This window comes from Belliella filtrata (assembly GCF_022549775.1).
Taxonomy (GTDB): Bacteria; Bacteroidota; Bacteroidia; order Cytophagales; family Cyclobacteriaceae; genus Belliella; species Belliella filtrata.
In genome coordinates this window covers 29,429-48,931 of the sequence record NZ_JAKZGP010000010.1, presented here as the reverse complement: position 1 = coordinate 48,931, position 19,503 = coordinate 29,429, and the positions used below count along the sequence as shown (strand labels likewise).

Annotated in this window: 14 protein-coding genes; all 14 read left to right on the top strand. The window is 33.2% G+C overall.

What is annotated here, in order from left to right; translation table 11 throughout:
• The first annotated feature begins 226 nt into the window (after positions 1-226).
• The 14 genes from MM239_RS06085 (at position 227) to MM239_RS06020 (ending at position 18,315) form a co-directional block, all read left to right on the top strand.
• Positions 227-583: a hypothetical protein gene (locus MM239_RS06085; RefSeq protein WP_241347315.1), complete on the top strand. Its 357-nt coding sequence runs from the start codon at positions 227-229 to the stop codon at positions 581-583.
• A gap of 2 nt (positions 584-585) precedes the next feature.
• On the top strand, positions 586-1,098 hold the full coding sequence (locus MM239_RS06080) for a hypothetical protein (RefSeq protein ID WP_241347314.1): 513 nt from the start codon (positions 586-588) through the stop codon (positions 1,096-1,098).
• A gap of 321 nt (positions 1,099-1,419) precedes the next feature.
• Positions 1,420-2,370 (top strand): hypothetical protein, encoded by a 951-nt coding sequence (locus MM239_RS06075; protein WP_241347313.1) that lies wholly within the window; start codon positions 1,420-1,422, stop codon positions 2,368-2,370.
• A gap of 81 nt (positions 2,371-2,451) precedes the next feature.
• Positions 2,452-3,447 carry a DNA-methyltransferase gene (locus tag MM239_RS06070; RefSeq protein WP_241347312.1) on the top strand — a complete coding sequence of 332 codons (996 nt, stop codon included), beginning with the start codon at positions 2,452-2,454 and terminating at the stop codon, positions 3,445-3,447.
• The gene (locus tag MM239_RS06065) at positions 3,444-5,459 is read left to right on the top strand and encodes an ATP-binding protein (RefSeq protein ID WP_241347311.1); all 2,016 of its coding nucleotides are present in this window, start codon (positions 3,444-3,446) and stop codon (positions 5,457-5,459) included. Before MM239_RS06070 ends, MM239_RS06065 begins: the two co-directional genes overlap by 4 nt.
• A gap of 5 nt (positions 5,460-5,464) precedes the next feature.
• Complete coding sequence (locus MM239_RS06060; protein WP_241347310.1) at positions 5,465-6,805, top strand: DNA double-strand break repair nuclease NurA; 1,341 nt, start codon at positions 5,465-5,467, stop codon at positions 6,803-6,805.
• A complete protein-coding gene (locus MM239_RS06055) occupies positions 6,802-9,003 on the top strand; it encodes an AAA family ATPase (protein WP_241347309.1) in 2,202 nt (733 codons plus the stop codon). Before MM239_RS06060 ends, MM239_RS06055 begins: the two co-directional genes overlap by 4 nt.
• Before the next feature lie 6 nt (positions 9,004-9,009).
• The gene (locus MM239_RS06050; RefSeq protein WP_241347308.1) at positions 9,010-9,897 is read left to right on the top strand and encodes an HNH endonuclease family protein; all 888 of its coding nucleotides are present in this window, start codon (positions 9,010-9,012) and stop codon (positions 9,895-9,897) included.
• A gap of 410 nt (positions 9,898-10,307) precedes the next feature.
• Positions 10,308-10,496: a DeoR family transcriptional regulator gene (locus MM239_RS06045; protein ID WP_241347307.1), complete on the top strand. Its 189-nt coding sequence runs from the start codon at positions 10,308-10,310 to the stop codon at positions 10,494-10,496.
• A gap of 21 nt (positions 10,497-10,517) precedes the next feature.
• Entirely contained in the window at positions 10,518-10,943 is a 426-nt protein-coding gene (locus MM239_RS06040) for a DUF1801 domain-containing protein (protein ID WP_241347306.1), read from the top strand.
• Between the two features lie 149 nt (positions 10,944-11,092).
• Positions 11,093-12,118: a serine hydrolase domain-containing protein gene (locus tag MM239_RS06035; RefSeq protein ID WP_241347305.1), complete on the top strand. Its 1,026-nt coding sequence runs from the start codon at positions 11,093-11,095 to the stop codon at positions 12,116-12,118.
• A 757-nt stretch (positions 12,119-12,875) separates the two neighbouring features.
• Positions 12,876-14,006 (top strand): DNA cytosine methyltransferase, encoded by a 1,131-nt coding sequence (locus MM239_RS06030; protein ID WP_241347304.1) that lies wholly within the window; start codon positions 12,876-12,878, stop codon positions 14,004-14,006.
• Positions 13,999-16,008, top strand: a complete 2,010-nt coding sequence (locus MM239_RS06025; protein ID WP_241347303.1) for an McrB family protein — start codon at positions 13,999-14,001, stop codon at positions 16,006-16,008. The genes MM239_RS06030 and MM239_RS06025 overlap by 8 nt, the downstream gene beginning before the upstream one ends.
• Before the next feature lie 90 nt (positions 16,009-16,098).
• Positions 16,099-18,315, top strand: coding sequence for a DUF2357 domain-containing protein (locus MM239_RS06020; RefSeq protein WP_241347302.1), 2,217 nt, complete (start codon positions 16,099-16,101; stop codon positions 18,313-18,315).
• The last annotated feature ends 1,188 nt before the right edge of the window (positions 18,316-19,503 follow it).

Below are 19,503 nucleotides of genomic sequence, written 5' to 3'. Positions count from 1 at the left end.
AGAAACGATTTGTAGTAAAAGAGAAAGAAACAAAAAGATGTTATTATCACCGTGAATTTTTTGAAATCCTCTAGAATAGGGCTTTTTTTTGTTTTTAACTTGAAAAATACCCTGTTGTTGGTATTTTATGTTGTGATTGGAATTGTTATGTTTGGAGATAATTCGGATATAGACGCCATTATGGCATAGAGAAATCGTTGGTAGTGATCCGAAAAAAATATTAACAATGAAGAAAGAAATCATAAGAGAGCAAGTAAATAGACAAATAAAAGAATGGATTAGACTTCAGAATGAACTTGGAGGAGAATATTCCATTTCGCCAAAAGCAATTGACTTTGTTGTTGAAGTTGTTGAGAATATTCAAGAAGATCCATCTTCAACTTGGCAAAGAGAAAACTTTAACTACGAAGCATCTCAAGAACGGGCAATCTCATTAGTTCCTGAAGCACTAAATGACATAATTGCATACGGAAGGTTAAGAAGCTATAGAAGGAGAAGAGACCGCAAAATCACATCTTGGGAAATATGGCACTCTCTTTCAAGAACAATTGAAAAATGGTGCTTTGTACCAAAAGAAGTATAATTATGACTGAACCGAAAAACAATGTCTTAGAAGCCTATAAAATGGTTATTGATTACAATAAGGTTGTAATTTCTTTGGCTTCAACTATTCTTGCTGGTCAAATTGCATTTTTAGTATTTCAAGAAACCCCGTTTATATGGACGAATTACTTTAGTTCCCTGTTTTTGGTTATAACTATTATTTTATCATTAATAGGATTTGGCAAATCCATATTGACTATTAAAACCGAAATTTCAAATGCGAAAGCTATTTTATTTACTAATTTGAGTGTGTGTGCAATGATTCTTGGAATTGCACTAATCGGAGCTATTCAACCGGAACAAGAACAGTCTTTAGATAAAATATTAAAAGATATTTCAACAACAACCTCATCTCTTGAAAAAGGATTAACTCCGCAGAATTGTATGAAAATTATTTTTTCAAAAGACATATACACAATTGATTACTCAGATTTTAAAGGAAAAACAAAAGTGATTTATTCTACAAGGAAAAACAAAATAGTTTCGATTGAATAAAAGCACGTACAGCCAGTCGAGGTACTGTCTTAAATTCAAAGTGATTTTTAAAGGTTTTTATTAAATTGACAATAGCCAAAAGAGGGCTTCAGGTGATTCGCTGGACGGAAGTTCATCTATTAACTATCGCCAACGCTGGCCTCCCACATAGAAGGATTTCTGAATCTCCGTCGTCCAGTCCGCATTAGATAAGTAGAAGTAAATCATATGAAATTGAGTAAAAATACCTTGATCGGGGTATTTTTTGTTTGAGGGGGAATTGATAGGTTTGGGGAAGTCCTATTTAATTAGAATAATTTTCTAAACCTTTGTAATTAAAAAATGATAAAGCAAAACCCATTTTCTCTTTATGATTTTCTTGGTTATTTTATACCTGGTGCAGTACTTTTTTATATAATTTTGCTCCTATTAAAGATAGATGACATTAATTCTGTAAATGATGTAATACGCCTGATCAATGAAAACATGGAGTTTCAATTTGACAAGGTTTTGTTTTTTATTATTATCAGTTATTGCTTAGGACATTTAATTAATTACTTATCTTCCATAACAGTTGAAAGATTCGCATGTTGGAAATATGACTACCCTTCAAAATATTTGCTTGGAATAAACAGAGAGCAAAAGTATTTTCAGAAAGATTTAAGATGGCAATCAATATTTATAAGGTTTTTTATTGCCCTTTTAATTTTACCAATTTCAATTTTAGATTTTATTTTAGGTGAGTATTTTCTCTTTAAAAACTTTTATACAAAAAAACTAGATGATTTTTTAATTGATGTAATTAAAGATAAGTGCCTTAAATTACTGGATAGTATTTATCCCCCAGATTACAAAGAGTTGAGAAATTATGATTTCCATAGAATTATTTCACACTATACGTTCGAAAATTCAAAAAACCATCAATTTAAAATGACTAACTATGTCGCACTCTATGGTTTTTTAAGGGCATTATCACTAATTTGTTGTTTTTTATTCTGGATTTTTGCTATAAAAGGAATAAGAGAGATAGCTGATTATTTTTATCTTACAAGCAAGTATGAGTCATATCAATTCACAATACATGATCTTAATCTCCAACTCACCTGTATTATTGTAATTTCTTCTTTTATATCCTATCTATATTTTATGGGATTTATGAAGTTTTACAGAAGGTATTCTCTAGAATCATATATGTTAGTCGCAATTGATCAGACAATTGTTTTAGATCAGCCTTGCGATAGCATAAGAAGAAAAGTTTTATCGAAAATCAAGAGTTTACTTTTTAAAAAATAGAATTATTTGATCTACCTACTTATTAAATAGACATATATAGACAAGTGTAAAGGGGGTGAATACGTATAAATTATGTAATTAATGTCAATAAAATCAACCAAAATATTCAATTCAAAACAAGGAATGCTTATCGAGGGCAATTCTTTAGAACTATTAGAATCTGATGAAAATCTTTCAGATTTAAAGGGTAAAGTAAATTTGATTATCACTTCACCACCATTCCCTCTAAATCAAAAAAAGAAATACGGGAATGAAAAGGGTGAAGAATATAAAAATTGGTTTACGAAACTAGCACCTATATTTTCTGAACTTTTAGCAGATGATGGTTCATTAGTTATAGAAATTGGTAATGCTTGGGAACCTGAAAGACCTGTTCAATCATTACTTCATTTGGAATGTCTTCTAGGAATGGTTAAACACCCTGATGCAAACCTGAGGTTAATTCAGGAGTTCATTTGTTATAATCCATCCAAGCTGCCTTCCCCAGCACAGTGGGTAACCGTAAATAGATTAAGAACGGTAGATAGTTATACACATGTTTGGTGGATTGCTAAAAACGATTTCCCTAAAGCAGATAATAGCAAAGTATTACGTCCTTACAGTAAGAGTATGGAGCAGTTGCTAAAACGTCAATCCTATAATTCAGGTAAGCGTCCATCGGAACATCAAATAAGTGAAGGAGGATTTCTTAAAGATAATGGCGGTAGTATTGCTCATAACTTTTTTGAAATGGAGGCTTTAGATGAAAAGCGAGATGTCAGATTACCACATAGTGTACTGAGTTTTTCAAACACTAATTCAAATGATTATTTTCTAAAAACTTGTAGGGAGAAAGGAATTACACCACACCCAGCTCGAATGTCTGGTGGGTTGGTAAATTTCTTTATTCAGTTTTTAACAGATGAAGGAGATTTGGTACTAGATCCATTTTCAGGAAGTAATACAACAGGGTATTGTGCAGAAAAATTAAATAGGAAATGGGTGTCTTTTGAAATAAAGGAAGATTATATAGAGCAAGCTTGTATTCGGTTTAGTGATCCCATATTAAAATCACCTCTCAAAAAAATGAAAGCATGAAAACGACAGATAAAATAAAACAACTTGTATCTGTAGATCCTTTAAAACAAGGAAAACAGCCTAAACTTTTTGTGGGACATCCTTTTTCTCTTGATTATAATAAAGCTAATATTCTTGTATGTGATGATGATAAGGAAAGAGTAAAAGGAATAGCACAAGGAACTTTTTTACTTGCATTTTATGATAATGAAGAAACTGTTGAAGAAGCAATTCTTCTAAGAGCTTTGGATCCAGCTAGATTACCGACAGATAGTGCTATGATAAGTTCTATGATAGAATACTACAAAGATAATTTACCAACTTCCGGAAAAAGTTCTAAACTAGATGATTTTACACGTTATGAGTTTAGTTTTTCAGGGTTGGAATGTCGTGTGCTAGGAACATTCTATAGGAGTGGGAAGAATGTAGAATTTGGTGCAGATTTAGAAAATTTTTATTCTGCTCATCATTATAGTGTTTATAAAGTCAATAAAGATGTTTTAGGATATATTGTTAACCAGAGAGATTCTCCAGACATTATTCATGGTAATAATAATGAATTTTCTATTGGACATGTTCGATATAGTTCAAGTCTCAGATTTCAAAGCAAACATGAAGAAGACAAGGCAGAAGTTTATATTCATCCAGCTGATCTCCTTGGAAAAAGAACTGCTCTTTTCGGAATGACAAGAACAGGTAAGTCTAACACTGTTAAAAAGGTTATAGAAGCAACTGTACAAATATCTTCAAAGGCTACTAAAAAACTAGCTGATGTTTCGACTGAGAATGTGGAAGAGTTTTTAAAAAGTTTTGAGGACAATAGTGCGCCAAAATTTCCTGTGGGACAAATAATTTTTGATATTAATGGGGAATATGCAAATGCTAACTTACAAGATGGAAACGCTATTTCAGACCGATATAAAGATGATGTAACAAAGTATAGTGTTTTAAAAAAGGAAGGATTTAAAGTGATGAAAGTAAACTTCTTTAAACAAATTCACTCTGGATTTGAATTAGTTAAAAGCTTTCTTTATGATGAGAATGGAGATTATGTAAAAAGTCTTTTGGCAATAGATTTGACTGAACCTGATAAATCGGATAAAAGTGCTTATATTAGATGGGAACGAAAAATAGCAGCTTACTTTTGTTGCCTTCACGCTGCTAAATTCTCACTGCCAACCGACATGACGACTATAAAATTCTCAGGCAATAATGAACTAAATAAGTTGGTGAAAAGCGATGGTAGTTTAAAGCCTGATAATGGTATTTCCTTTGATGAAGCCGTGAATTGGTTTACCACAATATGGGAGAATTACAATTCTCATAAACATTTTTCCGATTATAGATCAAAAAAAGGCAGAGAGTGGGCTGATGAAGATTTAAAAGCACTCCTTGTGTTTTTAACTAGAAAAAGAACTCCCGGAGGAGTCGTAAATGTGAGTGGTTATCAGAAATTAAGAGGTATTGTAGAGCAGCACACAAATACAGGAGTAAAGGCATTTGAAGAAGAGATCATTGAAAAACTAAGAGAAGGCAAAATTATTATTATTGACTTGTCGCAAGGAAACCCTAAGATACAAGAACTGTACTCTGAGATTCTATGTCAAAAAATATTTAACCATTCTATGAATAGATTCATTAGTAATGATCCTAATAATTTTATCCAATTCTATTTCGAAGAAGCTCATAATCTATTCCCTAAAAAAGATGATAAAGATTTAAGTCAGATATATAATAGAATTGCCAAAGAAGGAGCAAAACTAAACCTGGGAATGATTTACGCTACGCAGGAAGTGAGTTCAATAAGTTCTAATATTTTGAAAAACACCCAAAATTGGTTCATTGCTCATTTAAACAACGAAGATGAGATAAAAGAACTAAGAAAATATTATGACTTTGACGATTTTGCTGATGCATTAATTCGTTTCAGTGCAAAGAACGATAAAGGTTTTGTGAGGATGAAAACCTATTCTAATCCTTTCATTGTACCAGTACAGATTGACAAATTTTCAGTAGAAACTTCTACAAAATAAGTATTATGGCATACAGTAGTAGAACAGGTAAACGTCCTGATGAATTAGCCAGTAAATCATCCCATTCATTTATAATAAATGATGAAGAGGTTCGATCATTTTTGGAAAATTGCGAATATCCTAAATCCGCCGAAGAAGTAGAATTGGATAAATCTCTTGTTATCAAAGTTCAATATCCCGATGAGAATCCAATTGAATATATTATAGCAATGGACGGTGGTTACGCTACTATTCCAGTTAAGAAAACATTTCCTTCTTCATTGATAACATTCTTTCAATTTGGAGAGATCTTTCTAAATACCGAAGATTTAAATAACATTTCCGAAATGCCATTTATTTCTAGGGAATCAATTTCAGCACTTAAAGATTTAGAAAGAAGCAAATTAGTACTTCCAACAAAAAACGTTTCATATAATAGCAGTATTACTTTAACTCATTCCGTTCGCCGAACAATTTATGATTACTTTAGAAGGAAAGGAGATGAAAAGAATAATTTGCTTTCTACAACACATTGGCTAATTTTTAATTTGTTTGACCAACCTGTGGATAGTTTTAACTTAACCACTTGTCCAAATTGTGAAGAGAAAAATCAAAATATTTTACGTGCAAATTTCAATAGCGAATACACCACAAACTGTCCGGAATGTAATGGAATATTATATCTGACAGACTGTTTCAGATTACATGAAGTGATTGATGATGAACTCGGAGCAGGTGGAATTCTTGGGTACCTTGTTAACCTAATCGAACAGATAAACATTATACATACAATCAAGTATATCAAAGAAACACAGCCTAAATTTCTGGATAAATTTTTCTTTATTAAAGATGGACCTCTGGCATTTTTTGGGCAAACAGCCAATATGCATAAACACGTTCGAAAATTATGTAATTACTTATTTAGAAATCATAACTTATTTTTAGCCGGTTTAGAAAAATCAGGGGCATTTGTAGAACATGCAGATGAAATCAAAAACTTATTAGAACCAGGAGAAGCTTTACTGCTTAACAATAAACACATTTACTCTTATATTTTACCAGGACCTTCTGATAACCCAGAACCATATGCACATACTTCATATTATAGTTCGAAGATTATTTTTAAGTCAAGGGATGAAAGAGTATATGTTATTACACTTCCTGTCGAAAATGAAAACATAGTACTGAATCCACAAAAGACTGATTTTAAAAATCTGGATATAATACTTTGGAATATAGAAAAGCTAAGATGTGATATGTATGATAATTCAATTGTACCGGTAGCTTTAGCCAATAAGCTTATTTCACTATCTAGCCACCCGAGTTCAAGTATTTTGGAAAAATTTGCTAGAAAACATACAAAATGATTTACGTAGAAAGAAATATCATTCCTGTGCCAGAGGTCTTTTATTCAAAGGAAGTCGAAATAGCAAAAAAAAGACTGGAAGAGTTCTATTTAAAATCAAAAGAAAGCAGATCTCAGCAAAAATACTCACAACCTTTTGAAAAAGAATTAAGAGATAAATTCCTCGAAGCACTACGAGAAGTATTTAAAGAGAAATGTGCTTATTGTGAATCACCTATATCATTCAATCGAGTTCAATCTGAATATGATCATTTCCGTCCTAAAGGAGGAGCCAGAGGATTGGACAAGGAATTCTCAACAGATCATTATTGGTGGTTAACCTATGATTGGAATAACATTTATTTAAGTTGCTCTCACTGTAATCAATATAAATCGACATGGTTTCCAGTTGAAGGAAAAAGAATACCGTTAAATACACCTTACAAAGAAGTCATATATCACGAAAAGGCTCTGTTAATAGATCCATGCATAGACAAGCCGGAAGAACATTTAATTTTTAATGAGCAAGGAGGAATTGAAGCGATTTCTCCTAAGGGTGCTACCACCATAGAAATACTAAAGCTTGATCGTTCTGAGTTGGTGAATGCAAGGCTAGAAGTTTTAAAAGTACTATATGGGGAATGGGAATTACTTTTGAAATTATTGAAAAAAGAAGAATCAAATCGAGAAAACATTAAAAAGTTATATAGTGCTTGGCAATACAAATATACCATTCATTCTGAAGAATCTTATTTAGGAATACAACGATTTATGCTCTCTAAATGGTTGGGAAATAGACCTGAGATACAGGAATATTTTTTTTCTATTGCTGGACATAAAACCAGAAACAAAGAAATCAGACTAATCAAAAATTTTTCAATTCTTAAATCAGAAACTTTTACCGAAACTGAAAAATATAATTTTGAACAATCTATAAGTTCAATAAAGCATGTATATGTTGAAAAAATAGAGTTGAAAAACTTTAAGTGCTTCTCTTCTTTAGCAATAGAATTTAATCATAATTCAGATTCTCCTATTGAAAACGAACCCTGGTTATTATTTCTTGGCGAAAATGGTGTTGGAAAAAGCTCACTATTGAAAGCTTTTGTAATTGGCTTGACAGGAGATGAATATATAAAAAGTTTAGAGCTAGAAGGTAAAGACCTTTTAAAGCATGGTGCAAGAAGCGGATTTATTCGAATACATCTTGTAGGTGCAATTCGACCTATAGAGGTAACTTTTAATAAAACAGAAATTAAGACCACCCTATATCAACCCATAGTTAATATTGTAGCTTATAATTCTATACGTTTAAAACCAAAAGAAGGAAAAATTCAACCTGAAAAAGGAGATTTTTACGGAGCTAAAGCCAAAAATCTATTTGACTATACATTTTCTCTAATAGATGCTGATAGTTGGTTAGTTAAATTATTCAAAAAAGATAAAGATGCTTTTGATCGAGTAGCAATATCTCTAAAAGATTTAATGCTTCTGGAAAATGATGACACTATAAGTATTGTAAAAAATCAGCCAGTAATAAAAAGAAATGGCGATGTTTTTTTAATTGATGAACTTAGTGATGGATATAGATCGATCTTCTATTTAGCGGTTGATATCATGGCTACTTTAGCAGGAGAAAATGTAACATTTGATTTAGCAGAAGGAATGGTACTTATTGATGAAATAGGTACTCATTTGCATCCGCGTTGGAGAATGGAAGTAGTTACACGTCTAAGAAAAGCTTTTCCTAAAATTCGCTTTGTAGTAACAACACATGAACCACTTTGTCTGAGAGGATTAAGAGCTGGAGAAACTGTTGTACTTACTAAAAATCAAGAAAATGAAGTAATAGCATTAACGGAATTGCCCGACCCAAGTGAACTACGAGTGGATCAGATATTGACTTCAGATTTTTTTGGATTAAAAAGCACAATAGACCCCGAAACAGAAAGGCTTTTTGATGAATATTATGTAATTCTAGCTTTGGAAGAAAAAGACAGAAGTGAAGAACAAAAAAATCGTCTTTTAGATCTAAGCCAGATTATACCTCGGATTAAACATTTGGGAGATACAGAACGTGAAGAGCTTACCTATTATGTTATCGATGAATTGCTTGCCCGTAAGACAAGAGAAGATGGTTTAAAAATTAAAAAGGATTTAGAAAAGGAGGCATTGAAACGGGTTGAAAGTATATGGAAAACTTTGGATATTAAAAAATAGATCATTATGATAAAAGTTGATAGATCTCAAGTGCCAAAACCATCTGCATTAGATAAAAAAAATAAAACGGGTAAAACAGAAACAGAAAGAGCGATTGAACATTACACTTCTTTTGATGGGACGACTAATTTCGAGTTTAAAATATATTCAGATTCTGAGGTAAAAGACTCTTTAATAAAGTTATTCAGAGGAAAATGTGCCTACTGTGAAAGCACATTTCTACATGTTTATTCTGGGGATGTCGAGCATTTTCGCCCTAAAGGAGAAATTGAAGAAGCGAGCCCAAATAAGAAACCCGGTTATTACTGGCTAGCAGCAGATTGGGATAATTTGTTGTTGTCTTGCAGAAACTGTAATCAAAAATTATCTCATTCCATGTACGGAATAGGTACCAAAAAGACTATGGGGAAAATGAATCAATTTCCTCTGTCGGATGGCACTAAATACATACGTAAACATGACAGCGTTAATGGGATTGCAGATGAAGAACCATATAGACTTTTACTAAATCCATGTATTGATAATCCAGAAGATCATTTAGAATACGGTGATGAAGGTGTTATTCGACCTAAAAAAGTTGTAGGTGGAAACGAAAGTATTAAGGGTAAAAAATCCATAGATGTATATGTTTTACAAAGAATGTATCTTGTTCAATCTCGGGAAAAGAAACTTATAGAGATGCAGGCACAAATACAAAGAGTGAAAGAAGCTACTGAAAATTATAATGATGTTATTGGATCTGCAGACACAACAAAGAAATTTTACTATGAACGGATTTTAAAAAGAGAACTGGAAGGTTTAAAAAAGTTTTTAAATCCAGAGGAGGAGTATGTTGGTATGGCTAGGCAAATAGTAGGTGAATTTTTAAGAGTGAATTTCGGAATTGCTATATAATATGAATTGGATAAAAGAAAATATGGAGAAATTAAAAAAGTCAAACTATGTTCTGAAAGCAGACATTACTTCAAATTATTGGTTCGGAATATTACAAAAATAGGCTTGATAACTATAGAGCTCGATTTGGTGGATATTCCATGGGATGTTTACCACCTAAGACAGGAAAAATTTCAAGGATTATTCCGGAGCATGTTGCCCCATTTAGTCTAACTCCGGATCATAACCTGTCCCACTAATAGTTTTGGTTACAGCGGACCTTTTAATTAATCCACTAACTATAATCCAATGGCCGGAACACCAAAACCATTGAGTTAAATCAAACAATTGATAATTTTTAATAAATCTATGAGGTTATATGTACATTTGAAGAAAAGATTATCTATAGCCTTGATGAAATCCCTGTAGGAATGATAGGTAAATCATTTGATGGAGGGGCCTATATAAAAACATCTTCAAAAGGGGATTTAATAAAAGGGCTGATTTTAAATCACTGGGCGAAAATTTGGGAGATGAATTTGGACAGGGCATATACGGCAGACTTTGAAGCGTTCGGGGAAAAAGCCCAGAACCCATCTGATGCCGAGGTAGATTTTTAAGTAGCCATTAAGGATTAAATTATGGGAAGGTTAAAGCTGAAAACAAACCCGAAAGTGAATGAAGTATTTGCGGCTTATCCCAAAAAAGTTCGGGAGAAAATGCAATATTTAAGAGCCTTGGTTATAGAAACAGCCGAAGAGGAAGGTATTGATGAATTAGAAGAAACATTGAAGTGGGGAGAGCCGAGTTTTGTAACCAAAAACGGAAGTACCTTACGAATGGATTGGAAAGAAAAGACACCTGACCAGTATGCCATGTATTTCCAATGTACAAGCAGGCTTGTTGGTACTTTCAGAATGGTTTTTGACCATAAATTCCATTACGAAGGAAATCGAGCAATTGTATTTCAGCTTAACCAAAGTATACCTGAAATGGAATTAAAGGAATGTATAAAGGCATCTTTAATCTACCACAAAGTAAAACACTTGATAACCTTAGGGATATAGAATGCTAATGCTTACACAGCTATAAGCAAGTAGGGGATTCGTACTTAATAGTTCAGAAAAGTGTTTAATTTGAAGTTCAGTGGTTAAAGCCGCTGCTTGTAAATATTAGAATCACAGTTGAATATCATTTTAAAAACAATGCCATAAAAATGAAGAACATAAAATTATTAATCATATCTATCTTATTAATTTCTTGTAATTCAAGAAAGAATACAAATGAGAATGATGTGATATTAACTCAAGTTGACTCCATAGTCAATATAAATAAGTTTAATGGTGTTGTTTTAATAGCAGATAACAATAACATAGTTTACAGAAAAGCATTTGGCTTTTCTGATTTAGAAAAAAATCAAAAATTAAAAGAGGATGACCAGTTCTATATTGGGTCTATTAGCAAACAAATAACAGCAGTTCTAATTTTAAAAGAAATTGAAAAAGGGAAACTGAATTTGACCGATACAATTAATAAGTTTCTAATTGATATTGAACAAGATTGGGTTAATGAAGTAACTGTTCATCATCTTTTAATCCATACTCATGGAATTGTTGAACTTGATGAACCTTTGGAATTTGAATTAGGAACAAAATTCAGTTATTCTCAAATAGGCTATGGTTTATTGGCAAATATTTTAGAAAAAATTCAAGGAAAATCTTTTGAAAGAATAGCTACCGAGTTTTTTGAAGAATTGGGATTACAGAATACCTTTCATCCAGACAATAAAAATTATCAAAACTTAGTAAAAAGCTATGAAGAGAATGAATTAAGAGAACTTATCCTTGCTGAAGGAAATCCAGTAGAATACGTTGCCGCAGGAGGTTTTATATCTAATGTTGATGATTTACTGAAATGGAATATTTTACTGCATTCGGGCAAAATCTTAAATCCAACTTTCATGGAGCTGATGAAGACGAGATATGCAACAAGAGTTCATCCAATTTTAGAAACGTTAGAATATGGTTATGGATTAATTTTTAAAGAGAATGAAGAAAATATTCAAATCGGAGCCTTTGGTTACTCACCAGGTTATGCAAGTGCAAATTATTATTACCCAAAGACAAAAAAGCATTTAATAATTCTTGGTAATGTAGCAATTAGTTTAGATGACTTCAAAATGACATTTAAAACACATACTGATTTAATGAATTTAATAAAAGATGAACAGCCACTCGAGTAGATTGTCTCCTCAACCGAGAAGATGACGAGGTGCGTCTTCTCCATAGCTCACGGTCTTCACAATAAGTGAAGGAAGATCAGACCAACGTATTCTTAATAGGGGAGAAGCAGTATGGGGCTTTCCGATTTATCGAGCGCAGATTCAATGGAATGTAGGTTGCTCCGACCTAAATGATATTGCAAGTCAGGATTTGAGGTAGTAGGAAGACATTGATTCTAAATCTATTGTTATTGGGTGAAATAAAGTTATTGTCGAAATCAGAATTGGAGTTAAATCAATAGATATAAAGAGCAAATCAATAAGTTCTGTCTTGCTAATGAGGATTTAGGTCTCGAAATAAGCTCAAATTGAACGATTTTCTTCTTGTAAATGAAAATGCTGGAATATCCAACTCACAAATAGATGCATTTGGTTTTTGCCCACCCACAAATCAAGAGTGAAAAATCCAAAGAGCTTTTTTTACCAATACTTGGACCTACTTAATAAGAAAACAGTGGAAATGTATATCTAGAAACTAAATGAAAGCAAATTTTGGACTATTTTAGCAGCTTAAATTTATACGGAAAAGAACCGAATAAAGGAAGTGCTTGAGCAGAAAGGGTTTAAACAAAATTGGCTTGCTGATAACTCTTAAAAAGCCATAACGTGGTGAAGGAATATGTTCATAGCCTACAACAATCGATGCTTTAAGAGCTCAAATATGTTGCAAATATTCTTGATTTTGAGATCAAGGATTTAATTGTTTCAACGAAGACAAATGGCGAAAATTAAAAAAAATAAAATGTCCAAGGACTTAAAACCGTTCAAATTTATCGATCTTTTCGCAGGTATAGGTGGCTTTCACATTGCAATGCATGAAAATGGAGGTAGATGTGTTTTTGCCTCGGAGATTGACAAATTTGCACGTCAGACTTATAAGCATAACTTCATAAAAATTTCACCTGAGATTTTTGAAAACGAGAACTTTAATGAAGATATTACCGATCCAAAGCTTGAATATTCTAAGATTCCAGATTTTGATATTTTATGTGCTGGCTTTCCATGCCAGCCATTTTCACATGCAGGCCTAAAAAAGGGATTTGATGACACGAGAGGAACCTTGTTTTTTAACATCAAAGAAATTGTAAAGTCTAAAATTGAAGCAAACAAATTCAATAAAAAGGTTAAAATACCTAAAATCCTTTTATTAGAGAATGTAAAAGGTTTTAAAAATCATGATAAAGGAAATACTTTTAAACGAATAAAAGAGGTATTGAATGACTTGGGTTATGAAGTAAGTGCAGAAGTTTTAAACAGCAAACATTTTGGAGTTCCTCAAAACCGAGAACGTATTTTTATAGTGGCTTGGCATCGGGATAGTGTGAAATCAAAAGAGTTTAAGTTTCCGTGGGGATTAGATGATAATGGAGAAGTCATTTTTGAAAGAGAAAAAAGAGATGAAAGGGCTAAAATTATTAATGTAGGTTCCATATTATTAAGTCAGGAGGAACTAGAAGCCCTTGAAAAAAGAGATAAAAAAACTTATACTATTTCAGAAAAATTATGGGCGGGTCATCAAAGACGTAGGGTTGAGCATGCACAAAAAGGAAATGGTTTTGGTTATTCATCTTTTAATGAAGGGTCTCCATATACAAGTACCATCTCGGCTCGATATTATAAAGATGGAAGTGAAATTTTAATTGAACAAAATAATATACCTGAAAGGCCAAACAGGCCCAGGAAATTACATCCAAAAGAAGCAGCTAGATTGCAGGGTTATCCGATAGATAGTTGGTTTGAAATACCCGTTTCGGACAACCAAGCGTACAAACAATTCGGAAATAGTGTTTCTATCCCAGTGGTAAAAACAATTGCTTCAGAGATTATAAAACAATTATTAAATGACTAATAGTATGGAATGGTTAGATTTTTCAAAATACGAAAATAGCAACTCAAAGTTCAAAGCGGAACTATCAGATAAAGGAGGGTATATTACTTTCAGTAATTCAAGTAGTGGTGGTAATAAAAAATACTTTACACTAAGTCTTGAATCATTTTTAGCGTGTTTGAAGGATATTTTAAATAACCATGCTAGTTTCAGTGGACATGAAAAATATGTTGAAAAAGAGTGGAGGGATTTAGGAAGCCAATTCTATACTGATGCTGCCGCAAATGCTCAATGTACGGTTCAAACCAAGCCAATGTTTACTACATTAAGCAAGATTATTATGTGGGCAAATTCACCAAATTATGATACTAATAATCCAGAAGCGAATATTGTTCTTGAAAACAATGCCTTAAAAAATACTATTGCTAAACTAGAAGATTTATCCAACGAATTTTCTCCAAAAAAACAATCAGAAAAATCAAATATTCTTCAGGAAAACATAGCCTATAAGGAAAAATCAATTCGAGAATTTGCAAAGTACATCTTTACATACTTCTATGGAAATGATTGGTTAAAGTTAATTAACTCCACAAGACAAAATGCTTCTGTTATCAATGATATTGATTTTATTTCTCATGATTACGAGGTATTTAAGAGGGTTATAGGTGAATTTTCGTCAATTCAGTCCAAAATAACCCTAAGTTCTTCTAATACCATTCGTTATTTTGATGAACCTATATTTATTAACAATAATAAATATTACTATTTCACTACTCAATGGAATGGAGATGGTGACTATAGCCTTTCATTTTCTAATTTAAAAAATTACTTTGAAAGAAAATTTCCTCAATATCTGATAAAACGGATAGATGAATTTTACTATTTGATTAGATTAGAAGATATTCCCAAAGTTCTATTTGACAATGGTTCTTTCATAAAAAATCTAGAGATTTCTGGCTTAGTTTTTTCTAATACGCTAATAACGAGATTCATCTCATCTCTTCTCTCAAAACCCTTCGTCATCCTTACCGGTCTTTCTGGTTCTGGTAAAACTAAATTGGCACAGGCATTTGTGCAGTGGATTTGTCAGGATGAAGAACAATACCGAGTTATTCCTGTAGGTGCTGACTGGACCAACCGTGAGCCTCTTTTAGGGTATCCAAATGCACTAAAGCCAGAAAAATATGTAAAACCCGATAGTGGTGTCCTAGATTTAATCATTCAGGCTAATAACCAACCAGAATTGCCACATTTTCTTATTCTTGATGAAATGAACTTGAGCCATGTGGAAAGGTATTTTGCAGATTTCTTAAGTGTTATGGAGACGAAAAAGGAAATCTCATTGTATTCCGAAGGAACTGTGGAGAATGGCGTTCCTTCAAAACTGAGAGTTCCTTCTAACCTGTTTATTATTGGTACTGTTAACATTGACGAAACTACTAACATGTTTAGCCCCAAAGTACTTGACAGGGCCAATACTATTGAATTCAGAGTTTCGCAAGATGAAATGAAAAATTTTCTGAGTAATATCAAGGAAATTGACATGGATGTTCTTTCAGGCAAAGGTGCCGGAATGGCTAGTAGTTTCTTGGAAATGGCTGCCATCAAAGATTTTGCCACTACAGATATAAATGTAATCAATGCTGCATTGGTTCAGTTTTTTGGTGAGTTGAAGAAAACAGGGTCAGAATTTGGCTATCGTAGTGCAACGGAAATTTTAAGATTGATAAATCAGCTCACCATTTTGGAGGTTAGCCTTACTACTCCTCAAAAGATTGACATAGCCATCATACAAAAACTATTGCCCAAGCTCCATGGTTCGCGCAGAAAGCTTTGTCCTGTCCTAGAAACACTCGGTTCCTTTTGCATCAGCGGTGATACCAAAATCATTAAAGATGTTTTTGAAAATGCCGACTTTGATTTCAATGGAACCAATGTGCTATATCCACTATCCCTTGAAAAAATAACACGGATGTATCGAGGAGCAATTGAAAACGGATTTGCAAGTTTTGCTGAAGCGTAGTAGATGAAGTCAGTATCTAACATAGAAATCAATCTAGATTCCATTCAGGAAGGTTTGCGGCTTTGGATAGATGCACGAAGGGCTGATTCGTTGTTTGATGCCCAAGAAAGCGCAAAAGAGCATAATGAAGCTCGTTTTCAACTGATTGAAGGTTGTTCCTATGATTATCAAATCAGTGACCCTAGTTTTATTTTGGGTGATGTTGGCGAAAATATCATACAACAACATAAGAGAACCACAAATCTTGGCACAATTGCTCCTAATATTTTTGTAGGAACCCTTTCGATTCCAATATTGGATAAAGAGTCTTCCCTTGAATTTTGCAAAGTTGAATTAGAGGTTCAATCTATAAAATCAGGATATCGTGATGACTACCGCGATATGCTTGAACTGATTACTGAAAAGTGCACGAACCTTTTATTACAGTCAAATTCACCTGTTTCGCAACATCTTGAAATTGATTACACCAAAGATAGTCAAACACTATATCAAAAATTTGCTTTCATTAATTCCGTTATTGGAAGTGATGAGTTTGCCGAAGCTATTCACCGCATTGTGACAGCACCCGTAACAAAATGGACAGAAGCCACAGAGGAAAAAGATATTCGCAATGCGAGACGGTTTTCAAACGCCAATTTAAAAGAAATACTAAAAGGTAGTAGGCGAAGCAAATTGCCCGAAAGGCATTATTTGAGAAGTTATGGCATAGATACATTGCCAGAACGAATTACAGCCATCAGAAAAATAGATTCGGTTGATACTCCAGAGAATCGTTTCATAAAACATGTTCTTCAAAATTTCCTAAAATTCTGCACAGACATAAACAGCAAAGCACAAAAGTTCGGGCATAAAAAAATGGAAAGCGAATCAGCGTTACTGATTCGTGAACTGGAGAGTCAGCTGCACCATGCTGTTTTTAAAGACATTTCAAGACCTACAACATTAAAGCTGAACAGTCCGGTGCTTCAGCGAAAAGAAGGTTACCGAGAAGTGTTACGTGTATGGCTTATGTTTGACCTTGCAGCCAAACTTATTTGGAAAGGTGGAGACGATATTTACAGTGGAGGGAAAAAAGATATTGCCACATTGTATGAGTATTGGTTATTTTTCAAATTGCTCGATTTGTTTCAATCCATATTTCAAATAGAACCAAAGGACATTTCAGATTTAATTCAAGAAACGCCTGACGGTCTAAATCTTCAATTAAAACAGGGGGAGTTTGCTGCTCTAAGCGGAGTATATGATTCAGGTAACAGAAAGCTGAATATTCGCTTCAATTACAACCGCTCTTTTAGCGGGAAGAAATCCTATCCCGATTCAGGCAGCTGGACAACCACGTTACGACCTGACTATACGCTTTCGTTCTGGCCTTTTGGTATTTCAGAAAATGAAGCTGAAATACAAGAGCTTATAGTCCACGTTCATTTTGATGCAAAATACAAAATCGCTAACCTTTCTGATTTCTTGAGACAGAACATAGAAAATGACTTAAACGAAGTAAAGGCAGAAAACAGAAAAGGCATATACAAAAATGCAGATCTTCTTAAAATGCACGCCTACAAAGATGCGATTAGAAGAACAGGGGGTGCTTATGTTTTATATCCAGGTGACAAATCTATCAACAAAAAGGAGTTTCACGAAATTATTCCGGGTCTTGGAGCATTTTCTGTAAAACCATCAAAAACCGATAACGGTATAGGGGAATTAAAAGCATTTATTCTTGAAATAATTAAACACTTTATAAATCGTGCATCACAGCGGGAAAAAATTGCATATAGAACATTCGATATCTATAAAAATCCTCCAGAATCTGACAATACTATCAATGAATCCCTGCCAGAACCTTACAATGCTAACAGAGACTTAATACCAGACGATACTTTTGTTTTGGTGGGTTATTACCACTCACAGATCCAATATGATTGGATAAAACAGCATGGACTTTATAATTTCAGAATGGGCTCGGGAGCAGGTTCACTCATATTGGACAAGAAAACAGTAAATTCAAAATACTTATTGCTTCATACTTCAGGTGACACTGCATCTGGTGACTTATGGAAGATTGTAAGCAAAGGGCCAAAAGTTTATTCCAGAGAGGACATGATAAAAATGGGATATATATCCCCGTCGCAGGACAATTATCTAGTCATTCAAATAGAGCCAGTTACTGACCCAGAATTGAAAAATGTAAGTTTGAATTTCAGGAAGCTTACTAACCATTCAAAAGGGAGGACATCCTCGTTTCCATATGCAATAAGTCTGACAGAACTGATGAAAAATAAGATCAGAAAATATTCAAGCCTATAATTACAATTAACATTACAAGGCTTGACAAGCTAACGCTATAAACATAGCCTGTGAATAGTGTAATTGCCCTTTTGCACCCCAAGCTGACCACCTGAAAACTATCATTATGTGCGAATTAATAAAATTCAAAATGTTTTAATCAACATGAGTTGCTGCTGTGTGTATCTAGGTGCATGACTTTCCCACAGCGCACAACCTAAAGATAAAAGGAGATGTTGTTAAATAGGGGAGGTTTGTTTTACTTTTTCCCCTGCTAATCATCGGTAAACTTGTTTGATTTTAGGCCGTTACCCCTGCGCTGAATTGAATTTCATCCGTCGAGACGGACAACTTTTGACTTATATTCATGAATACACCGGTAACGTATAAAGTGTACACGCTGTGGTCTCATGCACCATAGAATAACCGTTTCAAGCGCCCTAGGAACTGTACCTTTGGTTTAAAGTTTGGAGGATAATGGTTTTTGATTTTATTATGGATTCATTTTTTAACTCGTTTCTGTTCTTGGAAGAGCGTAATCAACTATCATAAAAATACCTATAAATGGATAATAGGAAAAATAATCCTTTCATTATATGCCCAACAGTTGATGACCGCAATAAAACATGGAAGATTTTTCTATGGCCTCAGGAATTATTGTTTTTGAATGCAATTCAATTTCAGAGAGTTCGCTTTGCCAAGTGTCATCTATTTCATTGTATATTTCGAATTTACGGGAAATTTTATCATAATGGATTTCTTTTCAACTACGACACAATCCGCCAGCAAGAATGACATAGAACTCTGCTCTACCATTAATGTCGCATAGATCTTTTAGATTGTCAATTGATAAAACTAGTTTCCAATCGATAATTAATAGTATTTTGAATCTTAAACCAGGAAATTAATAAAATTTGGAATATGAAAGGTATGTAGTGGCATTCGTTTAGGTTTAAGGCTTGTTGATTAACATCATTAGCGTAAAGGGCTTGCTTGGTAGGAGAGAGGTGTTTTAATTTTTTCAACCCATTAAAATAGATTCAATAACTAAAATAGCTCTTCAAGCTTTTGCATATACCTAGATACTTGACCACTGGTTTCAAATGATTATTTTGATTGAATGAATTTGAGTTGTTTTGAATATAAGGTTGAAGCCATTTAATTAATTTGCTTCAATGTTGAGATAAACTACAAGTTTCAATTGAATAT